Source organism: Paenibacillus elgii NBRC 100335 (genome assembly GCF_004000865.1).
Classification (GTDB): Bacteria; Bacillota; Bacilli; order Paenibacillales; family NBRC-103111; genus Paenibacillus_G; species Paenibacillus_G elgii.
The window spans coordinates 110711-134689 of the sequence record NZ_BIMB01000017.1; the positions used below are offsets into that span (position 1 = coordinate 110711).

Below are 23979 nucleotides of genomic sequence, written 5' to 3' on the forward strand. Positions count from 1 at the left end.
CTTTATCCTCGAATTTAGAAACGTTTCGGTTCTTCCTTGAACTTTTTGCGGTCACGGAAGTAGACGAAAATTTTGCGGATGACAACGAACAATACGACAACCGCAAGTACGTTCACCATCAGACCCAGCAAGTCACCAAGGAAGCCCATGCCGCCGAACAGGCTTCCGAAGAGAAGACCCGCCAAACCGCCGATCATCAAGCCTTTCATCAGTCCGCCGCTGAAAAAGCCCGGTTTCTTTGCCGGCGTTGCCGCTGTGCCGGCCGGCGATTTGGAAGCGGCGGGCTCGGTTTTATTGATGCCGTTGTTCGGCGTTTGCGTGGTGTTGGAACTGCTGGGCGTGTAGCTTTTTTTCGAAGACTTGTACCCTTTGGCGTCGACCATACCGGGTGCGGTGAACGAAAACACCAGCATACAAGCCATCAAAATGAGAGACAACTTTTTCAACATCTTTCTACATCCTCCATTGAATAGAATATACTTCCTGTCTTAGCTTACTACGTATAATGTGGGCGACGGTTTCAGAATTTAAACGAACTTGATACAATAGAAGATGAAAAGATCATTTTTTATGAACAGAGGGACATTTGCGATGCCTAACTATACCGAAGCGTATATTCAATATTTGGTGCACTTCCATGCGGAGCGCGATTATTTCGAATGCCATGAGGTGATGGAAGAATATTGGAAGGAGCATCCGGAAGATCCTTGCAGCGAGGCTTGCGTCGGGTTGATTCAAGTGGCCGTTTCGCTCTACCACCAGCGGCGGGGCAATTGGGCCGGGGCAGTCAAAATGCTTGCGAGCTCGCTCCAGCGGTTCAAGGACGAGCAGTTGGAGCAGCTCGGCATTGACGCGGCCGAATTCCGGCTGCGTTTGCAATCGCGTCTGCGAGAACTGGATAACGCCGATTTCGTCTATACCGATCTGGACATTCCGCTGAAGGACGAGGCGCTGACCGGCTTATGCCGGGATGCTGCCGCTCAAGTGCAAGCCGAGTGGGGACAGCCGAGCAATTTGAACGATACGTATCTCATTCATAAGCATACGCTTCGCGACCGCAGCGGCGTCGTAGCGGAGCGGGAGCTGCAGAAGCAGCGCAGGATAGAACGCAGGGCGACGAGGGACGGCGTATGAGCCGGATGCCCGTAGGCGGCGAGCCGCAAAAAATTATGGTTGTGGACGACGAGCCGCATATCGTCGAGGTCATTCGGCTTTATCTGGAGCATGCGGGCTATGTTCCTATTCTTCACTTCCGGGGCGGAGAGGTGCTGGAGCGAGTGAAGACTGAAGCGCCCGACCTTGTGCTGCTGGACGTCATGCTGCCCGACGTATCTGGCTTTGAGCTGTGCAGCCAGATTCGCAAGCTGCCGGGAGCAGAAGGCGCGACGCCGATTATTTTCCTGACCGCCAAGGGTGAGTCGATCGATAAGCTGCGCGGCTTTAACCTCGGGGTGGACGATTACATCGTCAAGCCTTTCGACCCGAACGAAATGGTCGCGCGGATCAAGGCCGTCCTGCGGCGGGCCGGGCAGCAGGGAACCGCTCCGGCGGCACCCGCGGAGCATGCCTCGAAGCCGCTGGAGGTCGGCAATTTAAGCATCGAACTGGATCAATACAAAGTATGTTTGGACGGGAGCAGAGTCGACCTGACGCCCAAGGAGATCGAGCTGCTGCATTTTTTGGCGGCCAGCCCCGGCAGGGTGTACACTCGCGAGGATCTGCTCGGGTACGTGTGGAACTTCGATTTCAGCGGCGGCTCGCGAACCGTGGACGCCCATGTGAAAAATTTGCGCAAGAAGCTCGGCTCCCATGAGGCCTGGACGATTCAGACGCTGTGGGGCATCGGGTACTCGTTCGAGGTGCGCGGCACATGATCAGGCGGTGGCTGCGCAGCCTGTATATTCAAATCTTTCTTTCCTTTCTCGCCACCTGCGTACTCGTGTTCGTAGGCTTGGCCGTATTTTGGAATTCTTACTTTACGGATTTTTTCTATAAGGACAAAAAAGAGCTGCTGCGCTCGCGCTCCGCCGAAGTCGTCAAGCTGCTGCCTACGGTTCAAGAGGGGGCGCTTTCCACAAGAGAGCTGCGGCTCGGCAGCCGGATCATCGGCCGCAGCATCAACGGCTCGGTATGGCTGGTCGATGCGAAAGGCGCGGTGTTGAACGGCTCGTCGGACCGGGAGGGGACGATCATTCCGAAGCCGCTCGAACCACTGCTAGCCGAAGGGCTTAGAGGCGGGAGCGGGTACTCGGCAGGGCAGTACAAGGTCGACCCGTACGGCGGGGAAGGGCTGCTGGCCTATTACACGCCCGCGGAGCTGAACGGTCAGCCGATCGTCATCATGATGCTTGTTCCTGCGCTGGAAAGCAGCGAGGCGCTCAAGGCTATCCGCTGGAATATTTTCGTCCCGCTGCTGTTCTCTTTGGTCGCCGTTGGGGTCATTCTTTTCGTCTTGTCACGCAAGCTGGCCGGTCCTCTTCAACAGATGAACCATGCGGCGCTTGAAGTGGCGAACGGCGACTTTTCAACGAGAGTACCGGTCTCGTCCGACGACGAGATCGGCGAGCTGGCGCGCAGCTTTAACTTCATGGTCGATCAGCTGGAGCAGTGGGACGACAACCGTCAGGAGTTTCTGGCCAACGTATCGCATGAGCTGCGGTCGCCGCTAACGTCGCTTCGCGGGCTGATCGTCGCGATGAACGACCGGGTCATTCCGCCCGAGAAATTCTCGCATTATTTGAAAATATGCGATCATGAGGTGCAGCGGCTGCAGCGGCTCGTAGACGACCTCCTCGACCTCGCCCGCATTCAGAACGGAACGGACGTATTCCGTACGCGGCCCGTTGCGCTGCCGGCCAAGGTGAGCGAGGTGCTGGAGCTGGTGCAGAGCGCCGCTTCCGACAAAGGGCTGCAGATGCACATGATCGGCCCGATGCCGGGAACGCCGCCGCTGCGGTGCGAGCTTGATCCGGACCGGTTTGCGCAAATTTTGCTCAACCTGTTGTATAACGCAATCCGGTTCACGCCGTCAGGGGGAACGATTACCGTTGAGCTTGCAGCCGAGGGAGGGGAGGCCGTCATCGCTGTGCGCGATACGGGAATCGGCATGAGCGAAAGCGAGCTGCTTCGGATCTGGGACCGGTTCTACAAGGCCGAACCGTCGCGTTCCGGCGATTCGGACGGCACCGGGCTCGGTCTGACCATCGTCAAGCATCTTGTGACGGGGATGAAAGGGTCGATTGCGGTAGCAAGCGAGCTCGGGAAAGGCACGGAATTCCGGATCGCGTTCCCGCTCCTCGCTCCGGAGCGATATGGCAGTTGATGGGACCGCTGGAAACCAGTATCTTGTGAAATAGCGAAAAAAAAGATAAGATTTAAAAAAACGTCAGCCTATTTTTTAGAACAGGAAGGATGAAGTGCGAATGCCGAATTTACTATCCCAGATCATGGAGTACAACCGCTCGTTTGTTGAGGAGCAAAAGTACGAGCCTTACTTAACGTCAAAATTTCCGGATCGGAAATTCGTCATTCTTACTTGCATGGATACGCGTCTCATTGAGCTGCTTCCGGCCAGCATGAACATTAAGAACGGCGACGTGAAAATGATTAAAGCGGCCGGAGGCGTCGTCTCGACTCCGTTCGGCGGCATCATGCGCAGTATTATCGTGGCGATTTACGAGCTGGGTGCAGATGAAGTACTGGTCGTCGGCCATCACGATTGCGGGATGAGCCACTTGAACCCGGAGCGCGTGAAGGAGAAATTCGTGGCGCGGGGGATTAAAGAAGAGACGCTCAAAACGCTGGAATATTCGGGCCTGAACCTCGAACGGTGGCTGCGGGGCTTCGAAGATGTCAAGGAAAGCGTCAAAAGCAGCGTGAATATTATCAAGAACCATCCGCTCGTACCGGACATCCCGGTTCACGGACTGGTCATCGACCCTTCGACCGGCAAGCTGGATGTTATCGTCAACGGCTACTAAGCCGTTCCCGGAACGAAAAAGGTGAGAAGGCTATTATGCCTTCTCACCGGTTCGCGACGGCGTTTCGCTTATCGATCAGCCGCATGTTCGCATTGTAGATTTGTCCGCTGCTTTTCAAGACAAAGCAGTATCCGCTCGCTTGATAGTCGATCGTCATATTTTCCTCGAAAAAAACCTCATGCTTCCGATCCATCAGCACTTCGAACGGGTCACCCGACACGATAAAATCGTTCCGGTCCGGCTCGTCCGTAATCCACAGCGTCGGCACGCCGCTGACCGCGCACCCGCAGCCCTCCGCATCGTAGACAAGCTTCAGCCGTCCGCCCGCTTGTCGGTCCAGAATGCGCCGGATTTCCGCTGCTGCACTTTCCGTAAAGATGATTCGCATCTCACGTCACACTCCTTTCCTTTTTATCATACCTCATTTCGGCGATATTTGCTTCTGCTCCGCGAACGAAGTATGATCAATGTATATCTTTGGAAAGGGGAATGCCCGTTGTCGACAGGAAATCTGGAAGCCAAATTGACGGAATTCAAGCAATATCTGAAAAAGATGAAAAGCTATGAGGAAGCCGTCGGACTCATTTATTGGGACATGCGCACAGGCGCGCCGAAGAAAGGCATTGCGGCAAGATCCGAGGTCGTCGGTGAACTGTCCGGCGATCTGTTCAAAATGTCGGTGTCGGACGAGATGGGTGCGTTTTTGGACTACTTCGCATCGACCGAGGTAAATGCTGGATTGTCGGATATCGACCGCCGAATTGTAAGCGAATGCAAGAAGGAGTACGACCGCAGCAAAAAAATTCCACCGAAGCTGTATCAGGAATATGTGGTGCTCACCTCGCAGGCAGAATCGGCTTGGGAAGATGCGAAGGATCAGGCCGATTTTCCGGGCTTCCAGCCGTATCTGGAGAAAATCGTCGACATGAACCTGCAGTTCATCGACCTATGGGGATACGAAGGGCACAAGTACAATACGCTGCTTGACGCTTATGAGCCGGGCATGACCGTAGAGAAGCTCGATCAAGTGTTCGGCGCGCTGCGCGAGCAGGTTGTTCCCTTGCTGTCGGCGATCCAGGAGTCGGCTCATAAGCCGGAAATCGGCTTCTTGAAGCAGATGTTCGACAAGGACAAGCAAAAGAAGTTCAGCTTATACATATTGGAGCAGATGGGCTACGCTTTCGAAGCGGGGCGCTTGGACGAAACCGTTCATCCATTTGCGACCGGCCTGAACCCGGGCGACGTGCGGATTACGACGCGCTACCTCCTGAACGATGTGAACAGCGCGTTGTTCGGCACGATCCATGAGGGCGGGCATGCGCTCTACGAGCAGAACATTTCGATGGATTTGCTCGGCACGCCGCTGTGCACGGGAACGTCGATGGGTATCCACGAATCGCAGTCGCGTTTCTGGGAGAATATGATCGGACGCAGCCGCCCGTTCTGGAACCGCTATTTCCCCGAGCTTCAGAAAAATTACACCGGCCAGTTCGACAAGGTGAGCGTAGAAGATTTTTACCGCGCCACGAACGAGGTAAAGCCTTCCCTCATCCGCATCGAAGCCGATGAGCTGACGTACAACCTGCACATCATGGTGCGTTATGAAATCGAGAAGGCGCTCTTCAGCGGGGCTGTGAAAGTCGCCGACCTGCCTGAGGTGTGGAACGAGAAATACCGGGAGTACCTCGGCATCGTGCCTTCCCATAATGGCGAAGGAGTGCTGCAGGACGTGCACTGGTCGGCCGGCATGTTCGGCTACTTCCCATCGTACGCGCTCGGCAACATGTACGCCGCGCAAATTAAGCGCACGCTGGAGCAAGAGCTCGGTAATGTGAACGAGCTGGTTCGCGAAGGCAATCTGATTCCGATCAAGGCTTGGCTGGCGGATAAAATTTATCAATACGGCAAAAGCCAGACGCCGACGGAAATCATTACCCGGGTAACGGGCGAGGAACTGAATCCGTCCTACTTGGTCGATTATTTGCGCGTGAAATATTCCGATATTTATAAGCTTTAATCCGATTGCGGGGACACGGTCCCCGTTTTTTTTATTGCCTCGTATGTAACCTTTTGGGTGTTTTTCCAGTCTATTCTTATGTAAGACGATTTTTGGTTCATCCGAAGGGAACAGACGACAAGGAGGCGACAGTGTATGCACAAGGAACTTCAAGCGGACATTGCCATTATCGGCGGAGGTGTCGGAGGCTGCGCGGCCGCATTGGCGGCAGCCCGAATGGGCAGACAGGTCATCCTGACCGAGGAGACGGATTGGATCGGCGGCCAGCTGACCAGTCAGGCCGTCCCGCCCGACGAGCACCGTTGGATCGAACAATTCGGGTGCACCCGCAGCTACCGCGAATTTCGCGACGGGGTGCGCGCCTATTATAAGACAAGGTTTCCGGCGACCGCAGAGGCACGCGCGGTCTATTACTTGAACCCCGGCAACGGCGGCGTGAGCCGGCTTTGTGCGGAGCCAAGAGCCTATTTGGCCGTTCTGCAAGACATGCTGGCCCCTTACGTGCACAGCGGCAAGCTCGTCATCATGACCCGGTACCGGCCCGTTGCGGCCGAGACGGACGGCGACCGCGTCCGGTCGGTTACCGTGATCGGGGATTCGGGTCACCGGCATACGATTCGCGCCGCATATATTTTGGATGCGACCGAGACGGGCGAGCTGCTTCCGTTGACCTGCGCGGAATATGTGACGGGCGCCGAATCCAAGCGGCAGACGGAAGAGCCTCATGCACTGGACGGCGCTCCCGATCCGCGGGACATCCAGGCGTTTACCCAGTGCTTCGCCATGGATTACAAGGAAGGCGAAAACCATGTCATCGATAAACCGAAGGATTACGATTTCTGGCGGAACTACAAGGCGGATTTTTGGCCGGACAAGCAGCTTAGCTGGGTATCGCCCAATCCGGTGACATTGGAACCCGTGGAAGAAACGTTGTTTTGGGGAACGGATAAGTATCCGTTATTTTACTACCGGCGCATCGTCGACAAAGCGAATTTCGCGCCCGGCACGTTTCCGAGCGACATCACGCTGGTGAATTGGTCGCAGAACGATTATTGGCTCGGCAACGTGTACGACGTGAGACCGGAGGAAGCGCTGAAGCATGCCCGGCAGGCGAAGCAGCTCAGCTTGTCGCTCTTATACTGGCTGCAAACGGAAGCGCCCCGCCCGGACGGAGGGGCAGGCTATCCCGGTCTTCGGCTGCGGCCGGATGTGGTCGGTACGGAGGATGGATTGGCGAAATATCCGTACATCCGGGAATCCAGACGCATTCGCGCGGAATTCACCGTACTGGAGCAGCATGTGAGCGCAGCGGTGCGCGGCGAACAGGGGGCGGTGCCGTTCCCGGATTCCGTCGGAGTCGGCTGCTATCGGATCGACCTGCATCCCAGCATGACGGGCCGCAATTATCTCGATATCTCGTCGCTGCCGTTCCAGATCCCGCTCGGCAGCCTGATCCCGGTCCGGCTCGAAAACCTGCTTCCGGCCTGCAAAAATCTCGGCACGACGCATATTACGAACGGCTGCTTCCGGCTGCATCCCGTGGAGTGGAATATCGGGGAGGCTGCGGGGGCGCTGGCCGCTTATTGCTTGCAGAACGGCTACCAGCCCCGTGAAGTGCGAAATACGCCGGCCAAGCTCGAAGCGTTCCAGAACGCGCTTGTCAGTCAAGGCTTTGAATTGACGTGGCCGAAAATTACCGCCGTTTAACGAACTTTATACGAATGAATTGCTGCTTCGAGGCTGTTTCCGCGGATTGTCCGCGGAAGCGGCCTTTTTTGGCTTTGGCAGACATTCGCTCTCACCATCTTCTAGGCGAGCTCATATGCTGTCGTATCTAAAGTTCGTCATGCGTTAAGACGCTGACAGGGAGGGACTGGCCTATGAATACAAGGCGTCTGGGGAGAGCGGCGGCGCTTATGCTTGTGCTGGTGCTTGCGACGTGCGCGACGCTCGCAGGCTGCGGTCCGAAGAAAAGCGGAGAGCGGGTACAGGTCCGGATCGGCGAGGTGACCCGGTCGATCTTCTATGCCCCGGAATACGTGGCGGCGGAGAAAGGATTTTTCAAAGAGCAGGGGCTCGATATTGAGCTGACGACGACGTTCGGCGGCGATAAAACGATGACGACCCTGCTGTCAGGGGGGATCGATGTCGCGCTGGTCGGCTCCGAGACGTCGATATACGTGCACCAGCAAGGCACGGGCGACCCTGTCGTCAACTTCTCGCAATTAACGCAAACCGACGGAACGTTTCTCGTGGCGCGCAAGCCGCCTGAAGGCCCGTTCGACTGGAACAAGCTGAAGGGCTCGACCTTCCTCGGTCAACGAAAAGGCGGGATGCCGCAGATGGCCGGCGAATTTACGTTGAAGAAGCACAGCATCCATCCGCAGAACGATTTGAACCTGCTCCAGAATGTGGAGTTCGCCAACATCCCAACCGCTTACGCATCAGGCACGGGGGACTACGTGCAGTTGTTCGAGCCGCAGGCATCGATGTTCGAGAAGCAGGGCAAAGGCCACGTCGTCGCTTCCTTTGGGGTAGAGAGCGGCAAGCTTCCTTACACGGTATTCATGGCGAAAAAGAGCTACATCGACAAGAACGCGGATACGGTCCAGAAATTCGCCAATGCCGTGCAAAAAGCGCAAAACTGGGTGCAGCAAAGCAGCGTGGACGACATTGCGGCAGCCATCGGCCCCTACTTCCAGGATACGGAAAAAGATATCGTCCGCAGCGTAATCAAGCGCTACAAGGACCAAGGCTCGTTTGCCGCCGACGGCATCGTCGACATACAGGAGTGGAACAACCTGCAGGATGTGATGGAAGCGGCCGGGGAGCTCAAGAAGCGCGCTGATTTCAACACGCTCGTCAACAATCAATTTGCCGAAAAAGCGAAGCAAAATGTGAAGTAGTGCCGGCAGCCGCTAGGGTTAACAAGGGCACAAAGGCGCTTCGGGGATTTAGGCTAAGCGCACAAGGGGGGATGGCCGTATGTATGCCGTTGAGCTGGACGGCGTTTCACAAGTATATGTCAACCGCAAAGGCGCGTACGTCGCGCTGCAGGATGTGCAGCTCGCGATCGCTCCGGGCGAATTCGTCAGTCTCATCGGCCCGAGCGGCTGCGGGAAGACGACCGTGCTGTCGCTCATCAGCGGTCTGCTGACACCGACTTCGGGAACGGTGCGGGTGTTCGGCGAGCCGATTCAAAAACCGACTCCAAAAGTCGGATATATGCTCCAGCAGGATTATTTATTCCCTTGGCGAACGATTTTCGAAAATGCCTCAATCGGTCTCGAATTGCTCGGGCGCTTGAATGCCGCTTCCCGCCAATATGTGCTGGATTTGCTGGAGGAAATGGGGCTTGGCGGCTATGCTGACCGTTATCCTCACCAGTTGTCCGGGGGCATGCGCCAGCGGGTCGCGCTGGTGCGGACGCTTGCGGCGGAACCGGACATCCTGCTATTGGATGAACCGTTCTCGGCTCTGGATTACCAGACCAAGCTCCAGCTGGAGGATCTGATCTCGGCAACCTTGAAGGCTCGCGGCAAGACCGCCGTGCTTGTTACCCACGACATCACCGAAGCGATTGCCATGAGCGACCGCATTGTGGTGCTCCAGCCGAATCCCGGACGCGTACTGACCGAGGCCATAGTGCCGGAGGCGATTCGGGAAGCCCAGCCGCTGCATGCCCGGGAGATTGGGGGCTTTCACGAGTTGTTCCGCGAGTTGTGGGGGCGGTTCGAGCAGATGGACGGGAAAGGAGGCGGGGGACATGGACCGGCGGAAACTTGAGGAGAAGGAAGACGGGAGTCTGGCGTATACGGCTGTTGAAGGAACCGGCGTACCGTTCGAGCGGCCGAAGGAGAAAGCTGCTCCAAAGGCTTTTAGCTTAACGTCAGGATCAGCACGATCCGAAAACTTGGCCGGGCAAGTGTACGCGCAGTTTCGCCGGAGCGAGCGCAAGCAGACGACGTCCGTTCGTCTGACCCAGTTGGCACTGCTGATCTTGTTTTTTGCAGGTTGGGAAGCGGCAAGCCGATTGCAGTGGATTGACGGGCTTCTCTTCAGCTCTCCGACGCGCGTGTGGGGGCTGCTGGTTGAGAAAACGGCGGACGGTACGCTGCTCATGCATACGTGGACTACCGTGTGGGAGACGATCGTCGGCTTCGTGCTCGGCACGCTTCTCGGCACCGCAATCGCTGCGCTCATCTGGTATTCGCCGTTTCTCTCCCGCGTGCTCGATCCGTATATCGTGGTCTTGAACAGCCTGCCCAAGGTGGCGCTCGGCCCTTTATTTATCGTCGCGCTCGGCCCGGGCATGCTGTCGATCATCGCGACAACGCTCTCGATCACCGTAATCATCACGATTCTGGTCGTCTATAACAGCTTCCGCGAGGTGGACCCGAATCTGCTCAAGGTGGTACGGATTTTCGGGGGGAACCGGAGCGCGATTTTCCGAAAAGTGATTCTGCCCGCCTCGTATCCGACCATCGTTTCGACGCTTAAAGTGAACGTAGGGCTTTCCTGGGTCGGCGTCATCGTCGGCGAGTTTCTCGTTTCCAAGGAAGGGCTCGGCTATTTAATCATCTATGGCTTTCAGGTGTTCAACTTTACGCTTGTGATCGGCAGCGTTCTTCTGATTGCCGTGGTCGCGACCTTGATGTATCAGGCCGTTGTCTATTTGGAAGGGAAGCTGACGGGGAGAAATGGAGGCGGCCGGGAATAAATGAAGCGGAGGGCAGATCCTTGTTTCGGGAAGCGGGGATCTGTCCCCGGGTTTTATCCCTTTTTGCAGCCCAAAAAATAAAAGATTATCGACAAATGAGCTTCACTCGTTGAGGATTTTGTCGAAAAACGATAAGATGTGGGTACATTATTGTATAGACGAATTCAACGACCAGTTGTCGAAGCGAGGAACGCAGCCTATGGGATTTCGAGTCATCAAAACCGCGCTGGCGGTTATCGTATCCATTTTCTTGGCGCAGACGCTCGGATTGCAGTCCCCCCTCTCGGCGGGGCTGCTTGCGGTGTTAGGCGTCGACGTAACGAAAAAGAGAGGACTCCAGACGTCGTTTCAGCGCATTGCGGCCTCGATTGTCGGTTTGTTTTTCGGCGCCGGGCTGTTTTGGACGCTAGGCTTTCACGTGTGGGTGATCGGTGTGTTTATTTTGGTGCTGTACCCGATTTTGAGCCGGTTAAAGCTGAAGGAAGGCATCGTTACCGGCTCAGTCGTCATGTTCCATGTGTTTGCCTCCGGCCGGGTCAGCGCGGAGCTGCTGCTGAACGAGATCGCCCTGCTCCTTGTCGGGCTCGGTACGGCGACGCTGATCAACATAGGCTATATGCCCAGAGAGGACAAGCTGTTGCAGGAATATAAGCAGCGGGTGGAGCAGCTTTTCTCGCAAATATTTTTGGAACTCTCGCACCATCTGCGAGATAACGGATACATATGGAGCGGTGCAGAGCTGCTGGAGGCGGACGATACGATCCGTAAAGCGATTCAGGCCGCCCAGCGCGCGAACGAGAACAATTTGTTCGCCGGGGGACCCAATTGGTCGGTTTATTTTTACATGAGGGAACGGCAATTGGACGCGATCCAGCGAATGGTGCAGCTCGTCGCCCGTATCTACCAGACGCTGCCGCATGGCGAGCTGTTGGCCCTGGTGTTCGATGGGCTGACGGAGGATGTCAAGGTAGCCCATTATACGGGACGAAGCGAGAAAAAGCTGAACGAGATGGAGCAGCAATTCCGATACATGCCGCTGCCGGCTACGCGGGAGGAATTCGAGGTTCGCGCCGCGCTGTTGCAGCTGGTAGAAGAGCTGAAAGTATACTTGTCCGTCGCCAAAAAAGAAAAGCGGCCCGTGGAGGAACCGCTGGGGAGGGCCTGATTCTGTTCATCCATCGGGCAAACTAAAAATACAAACCAAATCTCGACGGAGTGATTATCAAATCCGCTCTGGGAAAAACTCTCTTTTATACGTTGCCCGTATCTAACGTTTTCTGTTGCATTGGTATAGTTTGGCTTCTTTCACCTGAGAAATATTCGTCTACCATCTTCCGCAGGTGCTTATAGCTGGCGATAGCAGCCTTGACTGCGATCATTCCTTCGGTGTCGATCAGAACGACAGCAGGCACTTCCTTGATTTCATATAAGGTAAATGCATCCTTGGTATGAGCGTATTCAACCGTATCGTTATGATGTATATCCAGCTCTTTTTCATCAACTGTAGTAAAAACTACGATTCTTATCAATGGATACCGCTCCTGCATATCTGAGAGTTCGTCAAGTACCTTTGTGCAGAATGGACATCCTTCCGCTGTAAATAAAGCCAACGTAGGGGCAGTATCTCTTCTTGGAAACTCGATGCTGTCTCCATCTGCGCCAAGATATGTGAACAAGGGAGCTTTATCGCCTGCCTGAAGTTCCCTCTTGCTATCGCTTGTTTCTTTTATTTGTAATTTGTTTAAGAACTGAGCGACCAGTTTGGTCAGCATGAAAATAACAATAAATTGCAGGAGTACGAATACCCACAGGGCTATGATGGACCAGTACATGAAATTTTCCATTTTTTATCCCCTTTTTAACTTGATTGCTGACGCTCCTTCGCTAACAATTCTTGCATTTTCTTACGGATGACGAATAATTCGTTAAAGATCGAAAACAGGAGCGCCAATAACAGCGCCGTTCCAGCCATAATCCAATACTCTGTGCCGTATATGCGCGATAGGCTTTCCCCGCCAATGACCGACAATAAACTCCCATACGAAGCGGTTACGTGATAGACACATAGACACATAGCCATTAAAAAGAGGTTTCGCCAAACAAGCATCCATGATATCGAATGGTTTCCCGCGAGCCCCCCGCATCCGCATGAGAGTTCTTTTCTGCCGCGAAGCAGGTTGATCGCAAGTGCGATACTGTACATCAGAAGTAGCCCGCTTCCGATTAATGCGGCTAGGGAACTGTATATCCCGAGAAGAAGAGAAATACCGGTCAGCCATTTTAGGGTATGGTCAAGTATGGCAAAGCATCGAACCCATGGTTCAGGCAAAATCCTATAATCTTTAATAATTCCAATATGAACATGCCAATAACGAAGGGACGAAGCCCCGGAACTGATAAATACGATTGCCAAAAAAATTCGGCAAATTACGGACAACGCTTCCATCAACATCACCAGCTTTCTAACGCTTACGCATACCATTGAGCTTGCGATTCATACATCCTTGCATACGTACCGTTCGATGCCATGAGTTCACCATGGGTTCCGGATTCTGCAATCCTGCCGTTCTCCATTACAATGATCCGGTCCGCCATTCTGGCGGCGGCCATGCGATGAGATATAAATATCGTCGTTTTGCTTTCCGTTAAGTCCCGGACCAGTTTATATACTTCCAATTCCGTTAACGGATCAAGCGCCGCTGTCGGCTCGTCCAAAATAATGATGGTGCCCTGCCGGAACAAGGCGCGAGCCAAGGCAATTTTTTGCCATTGTCCTCCGGAGAGGTCTTCCCCTTCCTGCAAAAAACGGCCGAGGAAGGTTGCGTAGCCTTCTCTTAAATTTTGAGCGATTTCGGCGACTCCCGTCGTTGCCGCCACTTCGTTCATCGCATCGATATCCTCCAAACGGGTGATATCCCCAAATCCGATGTTATCGCGCAGGGTGTACGCATATTTTAGAAAATCTTGAAAAATGACCGTCATATTTTTGTGCAATTGGTCCGGAGCCAATTGACGGATGCTGACATCGTCGAATCGGATGTCTCCTTTTGCCAGAGGGTACAATCCCATCAAACACTTCACCAGGGTAGACTTGCCGGAGCCGTTTTCTCCCACAATCGCGATTTTTTCCCCGGGCTTGATATGGAGCTGAATATTTTGCAAGACGGAAGTCGTTGTATCGACGTAGGAAAAAGTGACGTTTTCCAGCGTAATCCCTTTCTTTAATGCAGCCGGAAATGGCTCGGTTCCTTTCGCTTGGTTCTCCGACTCGGGATGTTTGTAATCCAGGAAACGGAAAAAGTCATTCGCATAAAGCATTTCCTCAAACACCTTTGCCAGCAAAGTCGATAGCTGGTTGGTCAGTCCTTGGGTTCCCTGTACTGCTTGTCCAATGGCTACGAATTGGCCGATTTGTATGGGGGTAGTCTGAATCAGCCAAATCATGATCATAGCGGCTCCGGAGTAGAATAAGGCTGTAAGCCCATCCATTCCGATTTCCGCCCGCTGCTGTTTTCGCAATATTTTTAAAATCTCCATAAATTGATGTGAGAAAGCTTCCGACCACCTGTTCAGCAAGTAGGAACCAAGGCCAAATAAACGGATTTCTTTGGCGGAATGCCGATCCTTTAACAGAGAACGGGTATATTCCATGTCACGAACTAAAGGGGTTAAGCCAAACTTTAGCCAAAAATTCCTCTTTCCAAACTTCATTTGAACTAAAAACATGGGGATAGCGGCTAACAAACTTAGAAGAACCAAGCTCCAGTGAACGGTGAGCAAAAATACCAGATAGCCGGAAATCGTAATAAAAATTCTGCCGATTTCAAAAGCTTGACGGAGCGGAGAGAGCAAGCGGTGGCCCGGGCTGTCGTTTACCCTCTCCAGATGGTTGTAAAACTCAGGGAGATCGAAATAGAAAAGCGGCGCGGAGATCACCTTTTGAAGAACGGATGATTGCGCTGCGTGCTCTAACACGTTGGTGAGCTTTCCGTTCAAATATTCTTGGGTATTCATGAAAATGGATGTCAGCATGGTGACCATAAATTGAAGCAGCAGCAGTAAAAGGATTGTGGAATAATCCATTGCCGGATGTTGAATTAAGCGGGCTACTTCATTGATGGTTTCCTTGGACAGCCAGAGCATGATGACCGGCATAACCCCTAATAAAACCGTTAATGTGGAGGTCAGAAAAAGCAAGCCCTTCCCATAGGTCCAAACAAACCGGATTAGATGTCCAAATGCTTTTGTCATCGTCAACCTGCACCTTCCGCTTATTTACTGGATGTGGTATCTCGCCATTTTCCGCCTATCCTGCAATACGCTTAGTATTTCTTTGAAAAAATGACCAGGATAACGAATAACGCCGTTAGAGTCTATGATAAAAAGGCTGGGAAAACTTGAAATTTGTAATTTTACCAGAGTTTCCTTATCGGCAGGGATTAGAGGGAGTTTATTGCCAAATTCCTGAATGAAGTTATCATAGTTACGATCCTCCAGTTCCACAAAACAGAGAATGGGAATAGAAAAGTCTGCTATTCGTTTTTGCGCAAGAATTTTTTCTAGTTCCAAATGGCAGACGTCGCAGGAGGGGGAAGCAAACATTACGATTGCCGGAACCTGGCTGAATCCAGCCGGAAACGGAAAGTAGCTTCTCAGGTTCACGCCAAGAAAAGTTTTCAATTTGAGAAATGTCATTGAAACGAATTGATCCGCGAAATGGGTTACTGCTTTTTTGCACTTCAGGTAGGAATAAAGTTGCAGAATAAATAGAAAGATTGCTAAGGAAATGATAAGGGTAAATACCATAAAATACCACCTTTTATCAAATGAACTCAGTATACTAAATATAAAAATAAAATGCAAGCGTTTACAATAATGGAACATTATTATATGATTTAAATGTAATATAATCACTTTATTAGGAGGTATATTGAAATGATTGACAAATTTTCTAAACTCATCGGCGTGGACCCCAAAGCTGTCGAAGGACAGGTTGCACCGCAAGCGGCGAGCTCTGAAGTTTGCTTTACTTTTTTGGGGTGTCTTCTTGAAGGAGTGACTAAAGCCAAATCAGATCCCTTGAGTCCGATAGGTGTTCGCTGCTGCAAATGATCGATTGCTGGATGTAATTCTAAGAAAGCAGCAGCTAACCGGTGAAATGTGGTCACTGCAAAAAGGATTGAACTGTCGGTTCAATCCTTTTTGCAGTGGGCCTCTTTTCTACGACTTAATGAACGATTATTTAAGGAGTTCGCGTTCTATAACAGAATTTTAGGGCATTATAATTTTTCGTCCGCTCATTTAATCAACATTCGCCTATGTCCTGCATACAAATGTAATGAATGATTGTATGGAGGAGGTTAGAAGGATGTCATTAGATAAAGATTTGCAGTGCAGAGAGATCTATACGAAGGCTGTCTGTGGCAAAGGACGCAAATTTTCGCAAGTAACTAACACGGTCACTCCGCCTCATGCTCCGACCAGTATTCTGGGTGCTTGGATTATCAACAACCAATACGATGCGGTAAAGTCGGGGGAAAATGTGGAAGTGGTAGGTACTTACGACATCAACATTTGGTATTCGTACGACCGGAATACCAAGACGGATGTCGCGAAAGAAACCGTTTCTTATGTGGAAGTGGTGCCGCTCCACTACCTCGATAAGAAGCATAAACCGTCGACGGCCGAAGTGTCGGCGGTCGCAACGCAAGAACCGAACTGCGTGGAAGCCAGCATCTCCTCGCACGGAGATAACGTGCTGATCCGCGTCGAGCGGGAGTTCAAGGTTGAAATGTTCGCCGAAACGAAGGTGTGCGTCGTCGTCTGCCCGAACGGCTGCGACGAATACGACGACAAGCATGTGGACTTCGGTGGTGTGGAGGACGGCGATTTTGAGGATCTGGATCCCGATTTGTTTGATGAGGAATTGAGCTGAGTTGATGTTAATATATGCCGAACGGTTGCATGTCGGAGAGGGCGTTTGCCCTCTTTTTTGTTGGTTGAACCTAATTATTTTTCGCCTCAAGAACGGGCGGCATAAGCCAGGGATGGCGCTGAAATTTTGAAGGGAGGAATCAGAGATGCGCGCATTTTTGCTGCACTCCGGCGAGCCGACGCTCGATCTGCTGCTGGAGCGGCTTCGCATTCCGTATGGAACGAAGGCGCCAAAAGGAGGCGAAGAGCCGGGCGTTACGATCCATTGGGGCACCTATCATCCGGACCGCGGAGACAGGGAAGTGCTGCAGCCGGTGAAAAGCATGCTGCTGGCGGCGGACGCACGACGTGCAACGGAGCTTTTGGGGCTGCACGGGATCGATTGCGCCTTCGAGAAACAAGAGACCGGCGACGCGAGACCATCGGGACGCTCAGGCGACGGGGGGCGCCGTCAAGACAACCGCTGGTCGCACCGGTTCATCGTACCGGTGTTTCATCTGCAGGCGCTCTCTCTGTTCCATAAGCCACAGACCGTGTTTTACGGGGATCGAGCTGGAGAGAGCCTTGCGGCGCGGGAAGGGGATGAAGCAGATTATGCGGAAATCGGGCGGGAGCAGCCGAGCTACTACGGCGGCAAAGCGATGCGCGAAGCGGTAAAAGCGGTCTATGCGCTCGGGATCGATTACGGCGTCGTACGGATCGGGGTTAGGCCGGACGGCAGCCTCGCGGTGCGGGGCGTGGAGCCGGTGCCGCACTTGACTCCGCGGCTGGCCGAACTGTTCGCGGAAGCGATGAACCAATACGGCGAGCCGTCGGAAGAAGAGACGGCCGCGAAACGCGGGGACGTCATGATAGGCGCGGACCCGGAGTTTCTGCTGCTTAACCGGCAGGGAAAGGTGGCGTTCGCCTCCCGGTTTGCGGAGAAGGACGGGCCGTTCGGCTGCGATTCGATCGTCCTGCCCGGCCGAAGAAAACTATTCGCGCTCGCCGAGCTGCGTCCTCGGCCAAGCACGGATGTGCGCGAGCTGGTCATTCATTTGCACCGGACGATGCAGCTTGCGGCCAAACGCATCTCCGATACCGAATTGATCTGGGTGGCGGGCGGCATGCCGGTCCGCGGTTTTCCGCTGGGCGGCCATATTCATTTCAGCGGCGTGGAGCTGAGCAGCCGGCTGCTGCGTGTGCTGGACAACTATGTGGCGCTGCCGCTGACGCTGCTGGAGGGGGAGACGACGGGGGCGCGCAAGCCGCGGTACGGATTTCTCGGCGACTTCCGCCGTCAGAAGCACGGTGGCTTCGAATACCGTGTGCTGCCGAGCTGGATGGTATCTCCAGCGGTGACGAAGGGGGTGCTGGCGCTGGCAAAGCTTGTGGCCGGAAACGACCATGCGCTGAAGCAGCGGCCTTTGTCCGATCCGGAAGTTGTGAAGGCGTATTACCGCGGTGATAAGGAACGTATCCGGCTGCTCCTGCCTTCGCTCTGGAAAGATTTGGAGAGAATACCGGAGTATGGGCGGTACGAGAGCTATGTGTTGCCGCTTCGACGCATGATGCTCCAGATGAAACCATGGAACGAGCGTGAGGATATACGTCCCAAATGGAAAATCTCTCCCTTCCGATAGAGGTTGGGAGTTCTCTAGCAATTCGTGCTATAATGATGAAATGATAGAATAGCATGATACATATGGCAGCGAAACGTGTCGGCCGCTTGGGCCGGCATATCGTAACGTCCGTTTTCCGGTCGGCCCGCTCAAGAGCCGATTCGGCGAAGCGGACGTGAAGACGCAAGCAGGCAGTTGGAGGATGAAGCATGGCCAAATATACGCCAATGATCGAACAATATCTTTCCGTAAAGGCGGAGGTGCCGGACGCCTTTTTATTTTTCCGTTTGGGCGATTTCTATGAAATGTTTTTCGATGACGCGCTTCTGGCTGCGCGGGAACTCGAAATTACGCTGACCGGCCGCGAGGGCGGAGGGGAAGAGCGCATCCCGATGTGCGGCGTACCCTACCATTCGGCGGAAAATTATATTGCGCGCTTGGTTGAAAAAGGGTACAAAGTCGCCATTTGCGAGCAGGTCGAGGACCCTGCAGAAGCCAAAGGTGTCGTGCGCCGGGAAATTGTCCGGATCGTGACGCCGGGTACGGTGATGGATGCCCGCTCGCTTAGCGAGACGGTGAACAACTATATCGTCGCGGTCGTCTACTCCAGTGGCGGGTACGGCTTTGCCGCTTGCGACATTTCCACCGGCGAGCTGTACGTGACGCGGCTTTCGGGTTCGTTCGAGCTGCTGCTCGACGAGTTGAACACTTACAGTCCGTCGGAGCTGCTTGGCAGCGAGGCGGTGCTGGAGCAAATCCGGGGCAGCGCGTCCGCTTGGCTGAAATCCGCGGTCATGACGCCGCGCGAGCCTGCATCCGGAGGCGGCTTGGCGCCGGAAGGACTATTCTCGGAGAGGCAGCTGGCGTCCTTGCCGGAAAGCGGCCGGGAAACGATCGCGCTTTTGATGGGTTACTTGCAGGAGACGCAAAAGCGCTCGTTATCGCATATCAAGCATATCCGGGTATACGAGCCGAATCAGTATATGGTGATGGACCCGTTCACCCGCCGCAATCTGGAGCTGGTGGAGACGGTCCGCGACCGCTCCAAGAAAGGGACGCTGCTTTGGCTGCTGGACAATACCGTCACGGCGATGGGCGGGCGGCTGCTCCGCCGCTGGATCGAGAAGCCGCTGATGAATGCGGCGCACATCAATGACCGGCTGGAAGCGGTAGACCGGCTGTACAACCAGCTGATCGTGCGCGACGAGCTGAAGCAGGCGCTCAAGGAAGTGTACGATCTGGAGCGTCTAACGGCGCGCATCGCGTACGGCAGCGCCAACGCGCGCGATCTGGTCGCGCTCAAAGTGTCGTTGCAGCAGGTTCCTACGCTTCGTGAGCAATGTGAAGCAAGCGGCTCCCGTACGCTTGCGGCTTTGGCGGCGCGGATCGACCCGTGCCAGGATTTGATGACGTGGATTGCGGAAGCGATCGTGGACGAGCCGCCCGTCTCCGTCCGCGACGGAGGCATGATCCGGGCCGGGCTCAGCGCCCGTCTGGACCAACTGCGCGAAGCGAGCGCGAACGGTAAGCAGTGGCTTGCCGAGCTGGAGAAGCAGGAGCGCGAGCGGACGGGCATCAAATCGCTGAAGATCGGCTTCAACAAAGTGTTCGGCTATTTTATCGAAGTGACCAAGTCCAATTTGGCCCAGCTCGAAGAAGGCCGGTACGAGCGGAAGCAGACGCTGGCCAATGCCGAGCGTTTCGTGACCCCGGAGCTGAAAGAGAAGGAAGCGTTGATCCTTGAGGCGCAGGAAAGCATGGTCGATCTCGAATACGAGCTGTTCGTGGGACTGCGGGACCAGCTCGCTTCATATATTCCGCGTTTGCAACAGCTGGCCGAGCTGATTGCGACGGTGGACGTGTATCAGTCGCTCGCTCACGTGAGCGCTTCGAACCGGTTTACCCGCCCGGAAATCGGCGACTTTTACGAGCTGGAAATCGAGGAGGGGCGCCACCCGGTTGTGGAAGCTGTGCTGGAGGACGGCGTATTTATCGCCAACGAGACGAAGCTGACCCGCGAAGACGGCAACATGCTGCTGATCACCGGTCCGAATATGGCCGGGAAAAGCACGTACATGCGTCAGGTGGCAATGATATGCCTGATGGCGCAGATCGGCTGCTTCGTTCCGGCGAAGCGGGCGAAAGTGCCGGTGATCGACCGGATTTTCACGCGCATCGGGGCAGCGGACGATCTGATTGGCGGCCAGAGCACGTTCATGGTCGAGATGATGGACATTCAAGTGATGACCGAAAAAGCGACGGAGCGAAGCCTAGTCATCATCGACGAGCTGGGCCGGGGCACCTCGACCGGAGAAGGGATGTCGATTGCGCAAGCGGTGATCGAGTTTCTGCACGATAAAATCGGCTGCAAAACGCTCGTTTCGACGCATTTTCACGAGCTGGCGCATCTGGAGGAAAGCCTCGGCGGCCTGCGCAATTACTGCATGGCGGTCAAGGAGAGCGGCAAGCAGGTCACGTTCCTGCGCCGCCTGATCCGTGGGGCCGCAAGCACGAGCTACGGCATCTATTGCGCGCAAATCGCCGGTTTGCCTGACAGCATCATCGAGCGCTCTTACGAGCTGCTGAATTCATTCGAAGCGCGGACGGAGCTGCTGCAAGGCCGGCTCCAGCCGGCGGCCGGCAGTGCGAACGAGCAAGATGCCGGACCGCCCGAAACGGCGGCTCCGAACGGAGCGGAGACGATCGCGGAGGCTTCCGCGCCGGATGCGCAAGCAGCCGTTCGTTACGCGGTGGAAGCAGCCGTCCCTGCCGTGCAGCTTCAGGCAGAGCGGCTGGACGCGGCAACGAAGGAGCCTGAGGTAGGGGACATCGTGCAGCTCAGCTTGTTCGCCGTCCACGAAGCGAAGCCCGAGAAGCTGTCCAAGCGCGACGCCAAAGCGGACAAAGTGCTGGAGCAGCTGCGCTCGGCCGATTTAATGAACATGACGCCGATGACGGCGATGAATTTTTTGTACGAGCTGAAAAAACAGCTGCCTAATTAAGCCGTACCGACTCCCACTACTTCGAGAAGAGGAACAATCGATGAATAAATATAAAAAATTACCAAAATGGCGCAAGCAAACCGTCTCGGCGATGCTGGCATTAACCCTGCTGATTCCTGCCGCTTCGCCGGTGCTCGCCGCAGACGCGAAGTCGGCAGCTGCCGATCGGATTGCCGAAGTGCTGGACACGCTGGAGAAAAATCATGTAAGTGGGCCGAAGGCGGACAAGCTGTCCGAAACGGGGATCCGGGCGATGGTAGAGTCGCTGGGAGACCCTTATACGCAGTATTTCACGGCAGAGCAGCTGCAATCGTTCGAGGATGCGGTCCAAAATCAATATGTCGGCATTGGCGTACGGGTAGGCATGGAGGAGGAAGGCGTATACGTTGCGGACGTATTCGCCGGTTCTCCGGCGAAGGAAGCCGGGATGCTTCGGGGCGACATTATCGTGAAGGTCGGTGATGAACCGGCGGCCGGCAAAAAGATCGATGAAGTGACGTCCAAAATTTTGGGCCCGGTCGATACGGAGGTTCGCTTGCAGGTATTGCGTGACGGGCAAACGAAAGAATTGATCGTCAAACGGAAAAAGGTGCAGATTCCGACGGTTGTCGCCAAGCAGTTCCAAAACGTTGGATATATCCAAATCGCCAGCTTCTCCAGCGATGCCGACGAACTGGTCGACAAGGAGCTGACCGGGCTTAAAGCGCAAGGCATTCAAAGTCTGATCGTCGACCTTCGCGACAATCCGGGCGGTTTACTCGAAACCGCGCAGCAGCTTGCCCGCTTGTTTGTCAAGCAGGGAACGCTCATTCATACGCGCGACCGCAACGGCGTCGATCAGCCGGTCGAGTTCGCGAACGGGACGACGCAGCCGTTCCCGGTCTTTTTTCTGGTGAACGGGAACAGCGCGAGCGCCTCGGAGGTGCTGACGGGTGCGCTGCAGGACTACGGCGCGATTACGGCGATCGGCACGAAAACATTCGGCAAAGGAAGCGTGCAGAACGTCATTCCGTTGAAATCGGGCGGAGCGATCAAAGTGACGATTGAGGAGTACTTGACGCCGAAGCTGCGCAAGGTGAACCAAGTCGGCCTTGAGCCGGACAAAAAGGTCGAAGGCGCGATGGCGCAGCTGCTGACGGCGATTCGCACCGCGGGGGCCAACCGGCTCGACTTGACGCTTGACCGGCACAGCGCGACGGTGAATGGCACGGAAGTGCAGGATTCGTTCGACGTTATCCGGGAAAATGGACAAACGTATGTTCCTGCCCGTGTGCTGGCCGCTCTTCTGGGCGCAAGCGTCGAGTGGAACGAAGCCTCGAAGTCGGTACAGCTTGTAGCAGGGGATGCCAAAACTTCGTATACGCCGGTTGCGGCCGATTTCGTGCTCAAGAACGGAACGGGCTATCTCAACGTAGCGCAGACGGCCGCGGCCTTTAACGGACTGAGCTGGAAGGACGACGGCAAAACGTTGACGCTGGGCGCCAACTGATACATCGCTATGCGGGTCAGGCGCTGTCCGGAATCATGATCCGCGCACGTATCGGCTTCGCTTGGCCGGACTTTTAAGGAGACCTGTTTATGGGTAAAATAAACATTTTAGACGAACATATTGCGAACCAGATCGCGGCGGGCGAGGTGGTTGAGCGTCCGTCCTCCGTTGTGAAGGAATTGGTGGAGAACGCGATCGACGCCGGAAGCACGAGAATCGACGTTGCGATTGAGGAAGGTGGGCTAGAGCTGATTCGCGTGACCGATAACGGCTCCGGCATGGACCCGGACGATTGCGAGACGGCTTTCTTCCGTCATGCGACAAGCAAGATTGCAAGCACGCAGGATTTGTTCGCGATCCGCACGCTCGGCTTCCGGGGCGAGGCGCTGCCGAGTATCGCCGCGGTGTCGAAGGTGGAATGCCTGACCGCGCCGGATACGAGCGGACTTGGCTGCCGTTTTGTGATCGAGGGGGGCACCGTTCGCGCGAAGACGGAAGCGACGGCTCCGCGGGGAACGGATATTGCGGTGCGGGAGCTGTTTTACAACACGCCTGCGCGTCTAAAATATATGAAGACGATCCAGACGGAGCTCGGACACGTCACCGATTATATTTATCGGCTCGCACTCGCGCATCCCGGGATTGCCTTTACGCTGAAGCATAACGGACATACGCTGGTGCAAACGCTCGGCAATGGCGATCTGCTTCAGGCGATCGCGGCGATATACGGCACGACCGTGGCGAAAAGCATGCTGCCGATCCGCGGGGAAACGCTCGACTATCGGCTGGACGGCTATATCGCCAAGCCGGAGCTGACCCGGGCCAACCGCGGCGGCATCTCGACGGTGATCAACGGCCGTTACATCCGCAACTATCCGATGGTGCAGGCGCTGCTCCAGGGCTATCATACGCTGCTGCCGATCAACCGGTTCCCGGTTGCGGTGCTGCATGTGCAGATGGACCCGACGTTGATCGACGTCAACGTCCATCCGGCGAAGCTGGAGGTGCGCTTTAGCAAGGAGCCGGAGCTGATGCAGCTCGTCGAGCGCGAGGTGCGCGAGACGCTCGGGAAGCAGCGGCTGATCCCGGCCGCAAGCATGCCGGCGGCCAAGCGGCCGCAGGAGGCGGTCGTGCAGGAGCAGCTGGAGCTGTACCGGCCGCAGGCGCCGCAAGCGCAAGTGTCGGCGGCCGGATCGCGGCTGCCTGGCACAGCCGCTCCCGCGGAGCGCTGGAGCG

The 23979-nt window shown here is 55.1% G+C and carries 22 protein-coding genes; 16 read left to right on the forward strand and 6 right to left on the reverse strand.

What is annotated here, in order from left to right; translation table 11 throughout:
* Positions 1 to 14: 14 nt before the first annotated feature.
* On the reverse strand, positions 15 to 449 hold the full coding sequence (locus PEL01S_RS15115; RefSeq protein WP_010499337.1) for a hypothetical protein: 435 nt from the start codon (positions 447 to 449) through the stop codon (positions 15 to 17).
* Between the two features lie 142 nt (positions 450 to 591).
* Here PEL01S_RS15115 and PEL01S_RS15120 point away from each other — a divergent pair, with 142 nt between their 5' ends.
* The 4 genes from PEL01S_RS15120 to PEL01S_RS15135 all read left to right on the forward strand — a co-directional run bounded on the left by PEL01S_RS15120 (position 592) and on the right by PEL01S_RS15135 (position 3980).
* Entirely contained in the window at positions 592 to 1134 is a 543-nt protein-coding gene (locus tag PEL01S_RS15120) for a DUF309 domain-containing protein (RefSeq protein ID WP_127460871.1), read from the forward strand.
* Positions 1131 to 1874, forward strand: coding sequence for a response regulator transcription factor (locus PEL01S_RS15125; protein ID WP_127460872.1), 744 nt, complete (start codon positions 1131 to 1133; stop codon positions 1872 to 1874). The genes PEL01S_RS15120 and PEL01S_RS15125 overlap by 4 nt, the downstream gene beginning before the upstream one ends.
* Positions 1871 to 3322 carry a sensor histidine kinase gene (locus tag PEL01S_RS15130; protein ID WP_127460873.1) on the forward strand — a complete coding sequence of 484 codons (1452 nt, stop codon included), beginning with the start codon at positions 1871 to 1873 and terminating at the stop codon, positions 3320 to 3322. Before PEL01S_RS15125 ends, PEL01S_RS15130 begins: the two co-directional genes overlap by 4 nt.
* 100 nt (positions 3323 to 3422) lie before the next feature.
* Positions 3423 to 3980, forward strand: coding sequence for a beta-class carbonic anhydrase (locus PEL01S_RS15135; RefSeq protein WP_063180382.1), 558 nt, complete (start codon positions 3423 to 3425; stop codon positions 3978 to 3980).
* 43 nt (positions 3981 to 4023) lie between these two features.
* On the opposite strand, the gene PEL01S_RS15140 is transcribed toward PEL01S_RS15135, so the two are convergent.
* Positions 4024 to 4368, reverse strand: coding sequence for an iron-sulfur cluster biosynthesis family protein (locus PEL01S_RS15140; protein ID WP_108529776.1), 345 nt, complete (start codon positions 4366 to 4368; stop codon positions 4024 to 4026).
* Between the two features lie 108 nt (positions 4369 to 4476).
* Here PEL01S_RS15140 and PEL01S_RS15145 point away from each other — a divergent pair, with 108 nt between their 5' ends.
* From PEL01S_RS15145 to PEL01S_RS15170, 6 genes are all read left to right on the forward strand, one after another.
* Positions 4477 to 5997, forward strand: coding sequence for a carboxypeptidase M32 (locus tag PEL01S_RS15145; RefSeq protein WP_127460874.1), 1521 nt, complete (start codon positions 4477 to 4479; stop codon positions 5995 to 5997).
* A 135-nt stretch (positions 5998 to 6132) separates the two neighbouring features.
* Positions 6133 to 7704 (forward strand): FAD-dependent oxidoreductase, encoded by a 1572-nt coding sequence (locus tag PEL01S_RS15150; protein ID WP_127460875.1) that lies wholly within the window; start codon positions 6133 to 6135, stop codon positions 7702 to 7704.
* Positions 7705 to 7877: 173 nt separating this feature from the next.
* Positions 7878 to 8903, forward strand: a complete 1026-nt coding sequence (locus PEL01S_RS15155) for an ABC transporter substrate-binding protein (RefSeq protein WP_127460876.1) — start codon at positions 7878 to 7880, stop codon at positions 8901 to 8903.
* A 79-nt stretch (positions 8904 to 8982) separates the two neighbouring features.
* Complete coding sequence (locus PEL01S_RS15160; RefSeq protein WP_063180401.1) at positions 8983 to 9783, forward strand: ABC transporter ATP-binding protein; 801 nt, start codon at positions 8983 to 8985, stop codon at positions 9781 to 9783.
* On the forward strand, positions 9764 to 10717 hold the full coding sequence (locus PEL01S_RS15165; RefSeq protein WP_239551153.1) for an ABC transporter permease: 954 nt from the start codon (positions 9764 to 9766) through the stop codon (positions 10715 to 10717). The genes PEL01S_RS15160 and PEL01S_RS15165 overlap by 20 nt, the downstream gene beginning before the upstream one ends.
* A gap of 199 nt (positions 10718 to 10916) precedes the next feature.
* Positions 10917 to 11882 (forward strand): aromatic acid exporter family protein, encoded by a 966-nt coding sequence (locus PEL01S_RS15170; protein ID WP_127460877.1) that lies wholly within the window; start codon positions 10917 to 10919, stop codon positions 11880 to 11882.
* Positions 11883 to 11967: 85 nt separating this feature from the next.
* Here the strand turns inward: PEL01S_RS15170 and PEL01S_RS15175 are convergent, their stop codons facing one another.
* The 4 genes from PEL01S_RS15175 to PEL01S_RS15190 are packed head-to-tail and all read right to left on the reverse strand — an operon-like array spanning position 11968 to position 15523.
* Positions 11968 to 12561 carry a thioredoxin fold domain-containing protein gene (locus PEL01S_RS15175; RefSeq protein ID WP_127460878.1) on the reverse strand — a complete coding sequence of 198 codons (594 nt, stop codon included), beginning with the start codon at positions 12559 to 12561 and terminating at the stop codon, positions 11968 to 11970.
* Between the two features lie 14 nt (positions 12562 to 12575).
* Positions 12576 to 13163, reverse strand: a complete 588-nt coding sequence (locus PEL01S_RS15180) for a MauE/DoxX family redox-associated membrane protein (RefSeq protein ID WP_063180850.1) — start codon at positions 13161 to 13163, stop codon at positions 12576 to 12578.
* A 23-nt stretch (positions 13164 to 13186) separates the two neighbouring features.
* Entirely contained in the window at positions 13187 to 14968 is a 1782-nt protein-coding gene (locus PEL01S_RS15185) for an ABC transporter ATP-binding protein (RefSeq protein ID WP_127460879.1), read from the reverse strand.
* A gap of 24 nt (positions 14969 to 14992) precedes the next feature.
* A complete protein-coding gene (locus tag PEL01S_RS15190; protein ID WP_127460880.1) occupies positions 14993 to 15523 on the reverse strand; it encodes a TlpA family protein disulfide reductase in 531 nt (176 codons plus the stop codon).
* Positions 15524 to 15652: 129 nt separating this feature from the next.
* On the opposite strand from PEL01S_RS15190, the gene PEL01S_RS34515 reads away from it, so the two are divergent.
* From PEL01S_RS34515 to mutL, 6 genes are all read left to right on the forward strand, one after another.
* Positions 15653 to 15829, forward strand: coding sequence for a hypothetical protein (locus PEL01S_RS34515; protein WP_163767678.1), 177 nt, complete (start codon positions 15653 to 15655; stop codon positions 15827 to 15829).
* 256 nt (positions 15830 to 16085) lie between these two features.
* Positions 16086 to 16652, forward strand: a complete 567-nt coding sequence (locus PEL01S_RS15195; protein WP_063180413.1) for an outer spore coat protein CotE — start codon at positions 16086 to 16088, stop codon at positions 16650 to 16652.
* 145 nt (positions 16653 to 16797) lie between these two features.
* Positions 16798 to 18273, forward strand: a complete 1476-nt coding sequence (locus PEL01S_RS15200; protein WP_127460881.1) for a putative amidoligase domain-containing protein — start codon at positions 16798 to 16800, stop codon at positions 18271 to 18273.
* Positions 18274 to 18461: 188 nt separating this feature from the next.
* The gene (mutS, locus tag PEL01S_RS15205; RefSeq protein WP_127460882.1) at positions 18462 to 21254 is read left to right on the forward strand and encodes a DNA mismatch repair protein MutS; all 2793 of its coding nucleotides are present in this window, start codon (positions 18462 to 18464) and stop codon (positions 21252 to 21254) included.
* Between the two features lie 40 nt (positions 21255 to 21294).
* On the forward strand, positions 21295 to 22743 hold the full coding sequence (locus tag PEL01S_RS15210) for a S41 family peptidase (RefSeq protein WP_127460883.1): 1449 nt from the start codon (positions 21295 to 21297) through the stop codon (positions 22741 to 22743).
* An 89-nt stretch (positions 22744 to 22832) separates the two neighbouring features.
* A partial coding sequence (gene mutL / locus PEL01S_RS15215; RefSeq protein WP_127460884.1) for a DNA mismatch repair endonuclease MutL occupies positions 22833 to 23979 on the forward strand: 1147 nt, incomplete at its 3' end.

What these genes read in the sequence shown, in the direction of transcription:
- PEL01S_RS15115 (WP_010499337.1), bottom strand. Translation starts at nt 449, where the DNA reads ATGTTGAAAAAGTTGTCTCTCATTTTGATGGCTTGTATGCTGGTGTTT.
- PEL01S_RS15120 (WP_127460871.1), top strand. Translation starts at nt 592, where the DNA reads ATGCCTAACTATACCGAAGCGTATATTCAATATTTGGTGCACTTCCAT.
- PEL01S_RS15125 (WP_127460872.1), top strand. Translation starts at nt 1,131, where the DNA reads ATGAGCCGGATGCCCGTAGGCGGCGAGCCGCAAAAAATTATGGTTGTG.
- PEL01S_RS15130 (WP_127460873.1), top strand. Translation starts at nt 1,871, where the DNA reads ATGATCAGGCGGTGGCTGCGCAGCCTGTATATTCAAATCTTTCTTTCC.
- PEL01S_RS15135 (WP_063180382.1), top strand. Translation starts at nt 3,423, where the DNA reads ATGCCGAATTTACTATCCCAGATCATGGAGTACAACCGCTCGTTTGTT.
- PEL01S_RS15140 (WP_108529776.1), bottom strand. Translation starts at nt 4,368, where the DNA reads ATGCGAATCATCTTTACGGAAAGTGCAGCAGCGGAAATCCGGCGCATT.
- PEL01S_RS15150 (WP_127460875.1), top strand. Translation starts at nt 6,133, where the DNA reads ATGCACAAGGAACTTCAAGCGGACATTGCCATTATCGGCGGAGGTGTC.
- PEL01S_RS15155 (WP_127460876.1), top strand. Translation starts at nt 7,878, where the DNA reads ATGAATACAAGGCGTCTGGGGAGAGCGGCGGCGCTTATGCTTGTGCTG.
- PEL01S_RS15160 (WP_063180401.1), top strand. Translation starts at nt 8,983, where the DNA reads ATGTATGCCGTTGAGCTGGACGGCGTTTCACAAGTATATGTCAACCGC.
- PEL01S_RS15165 (WP_239551153.1), top strand. Translation starts at nt 9,764, where the DNA reads ATGGACCGGCGGAAACTTGAGGAGAAGGAAGACGGGAGTCTGGCGTAT.
- PEL01S_RS15170 (WP_127460877.1), top strand. Translation starts at nt 10,917, where the DNA reads ATGGGATTTCGAGTCATCAAAACCGCGCTGGCGGTTATCGTATCCATT.
- PEL01S_RS15175 (WP_127460878.1), bottom strand. Translation starts at nt 12,561, where the DNA reads ATGGAAAATTTCATGTACTGGTCCATCATAGCCCTGTGGGTATTCGTA.
- PEL01S_RS15180 (WP_063180850.1), bottom strand. Translation starts at nt 13,163, where the DNA reads ATGGAAGCGTTGTCCGTAATTTGCCGAATTTTTTTGGCAATCGTATTT.
- PEL01S_RS15185 (WP_127460879.1), bottom strand. Translation starts at nt 14,968, where the DNA reads ATGACAAAAGCATTTGGACATCTAATCCGGTTTGTTTGGACCTATGGG.
- PEL01S_RS15190 (WP_127460880.1), bottom strand. Translation starts at nt 15,523, where the DNA reads ATGGTATTTACCCTTATCATTTCCTTAGCAATCTTTCTATTTATTCTG.
- PEL01S_RS34515 (WP_163767678.1), top strand. Translation starts at nt 15,653, where the DNA reads ATGATTGACAAATTTTCTAAACTCATCGGCGTGGACCCCAAAGCTGTC.
- PEL01S_RS15195 (WP_063180413.1), top strand. Translation starts at nt 16,086, where the DNA reads ATGTCATTAGATAAAGATTTGCAGTGCAGAGAGATCTATACGAAGGCT.
- PEL01S_RS15200 (WP_127460881.1), top strand. Translation starts at nt 16,798, where the DNA reads ATGCGCGCATTTTTGCTGCACTCCGGCGAGCCGACGCTCGATCTGCTG.
- mutS (WP_127460882.1), top strand. Translation starts at nt 18,462, where the DNA reads ATGGCCAAATATACGCCAATGATCGAACAATATCTTTCCGTAAAGGCG.
- PEL01S_RS15210 (WP_127460883.1), top strand. Translation starts at nt 21,295, where the DNA reads ATGAATAAATATAAAAAATTACCAAAATGGCGCAAGCAAACCGTCTCG.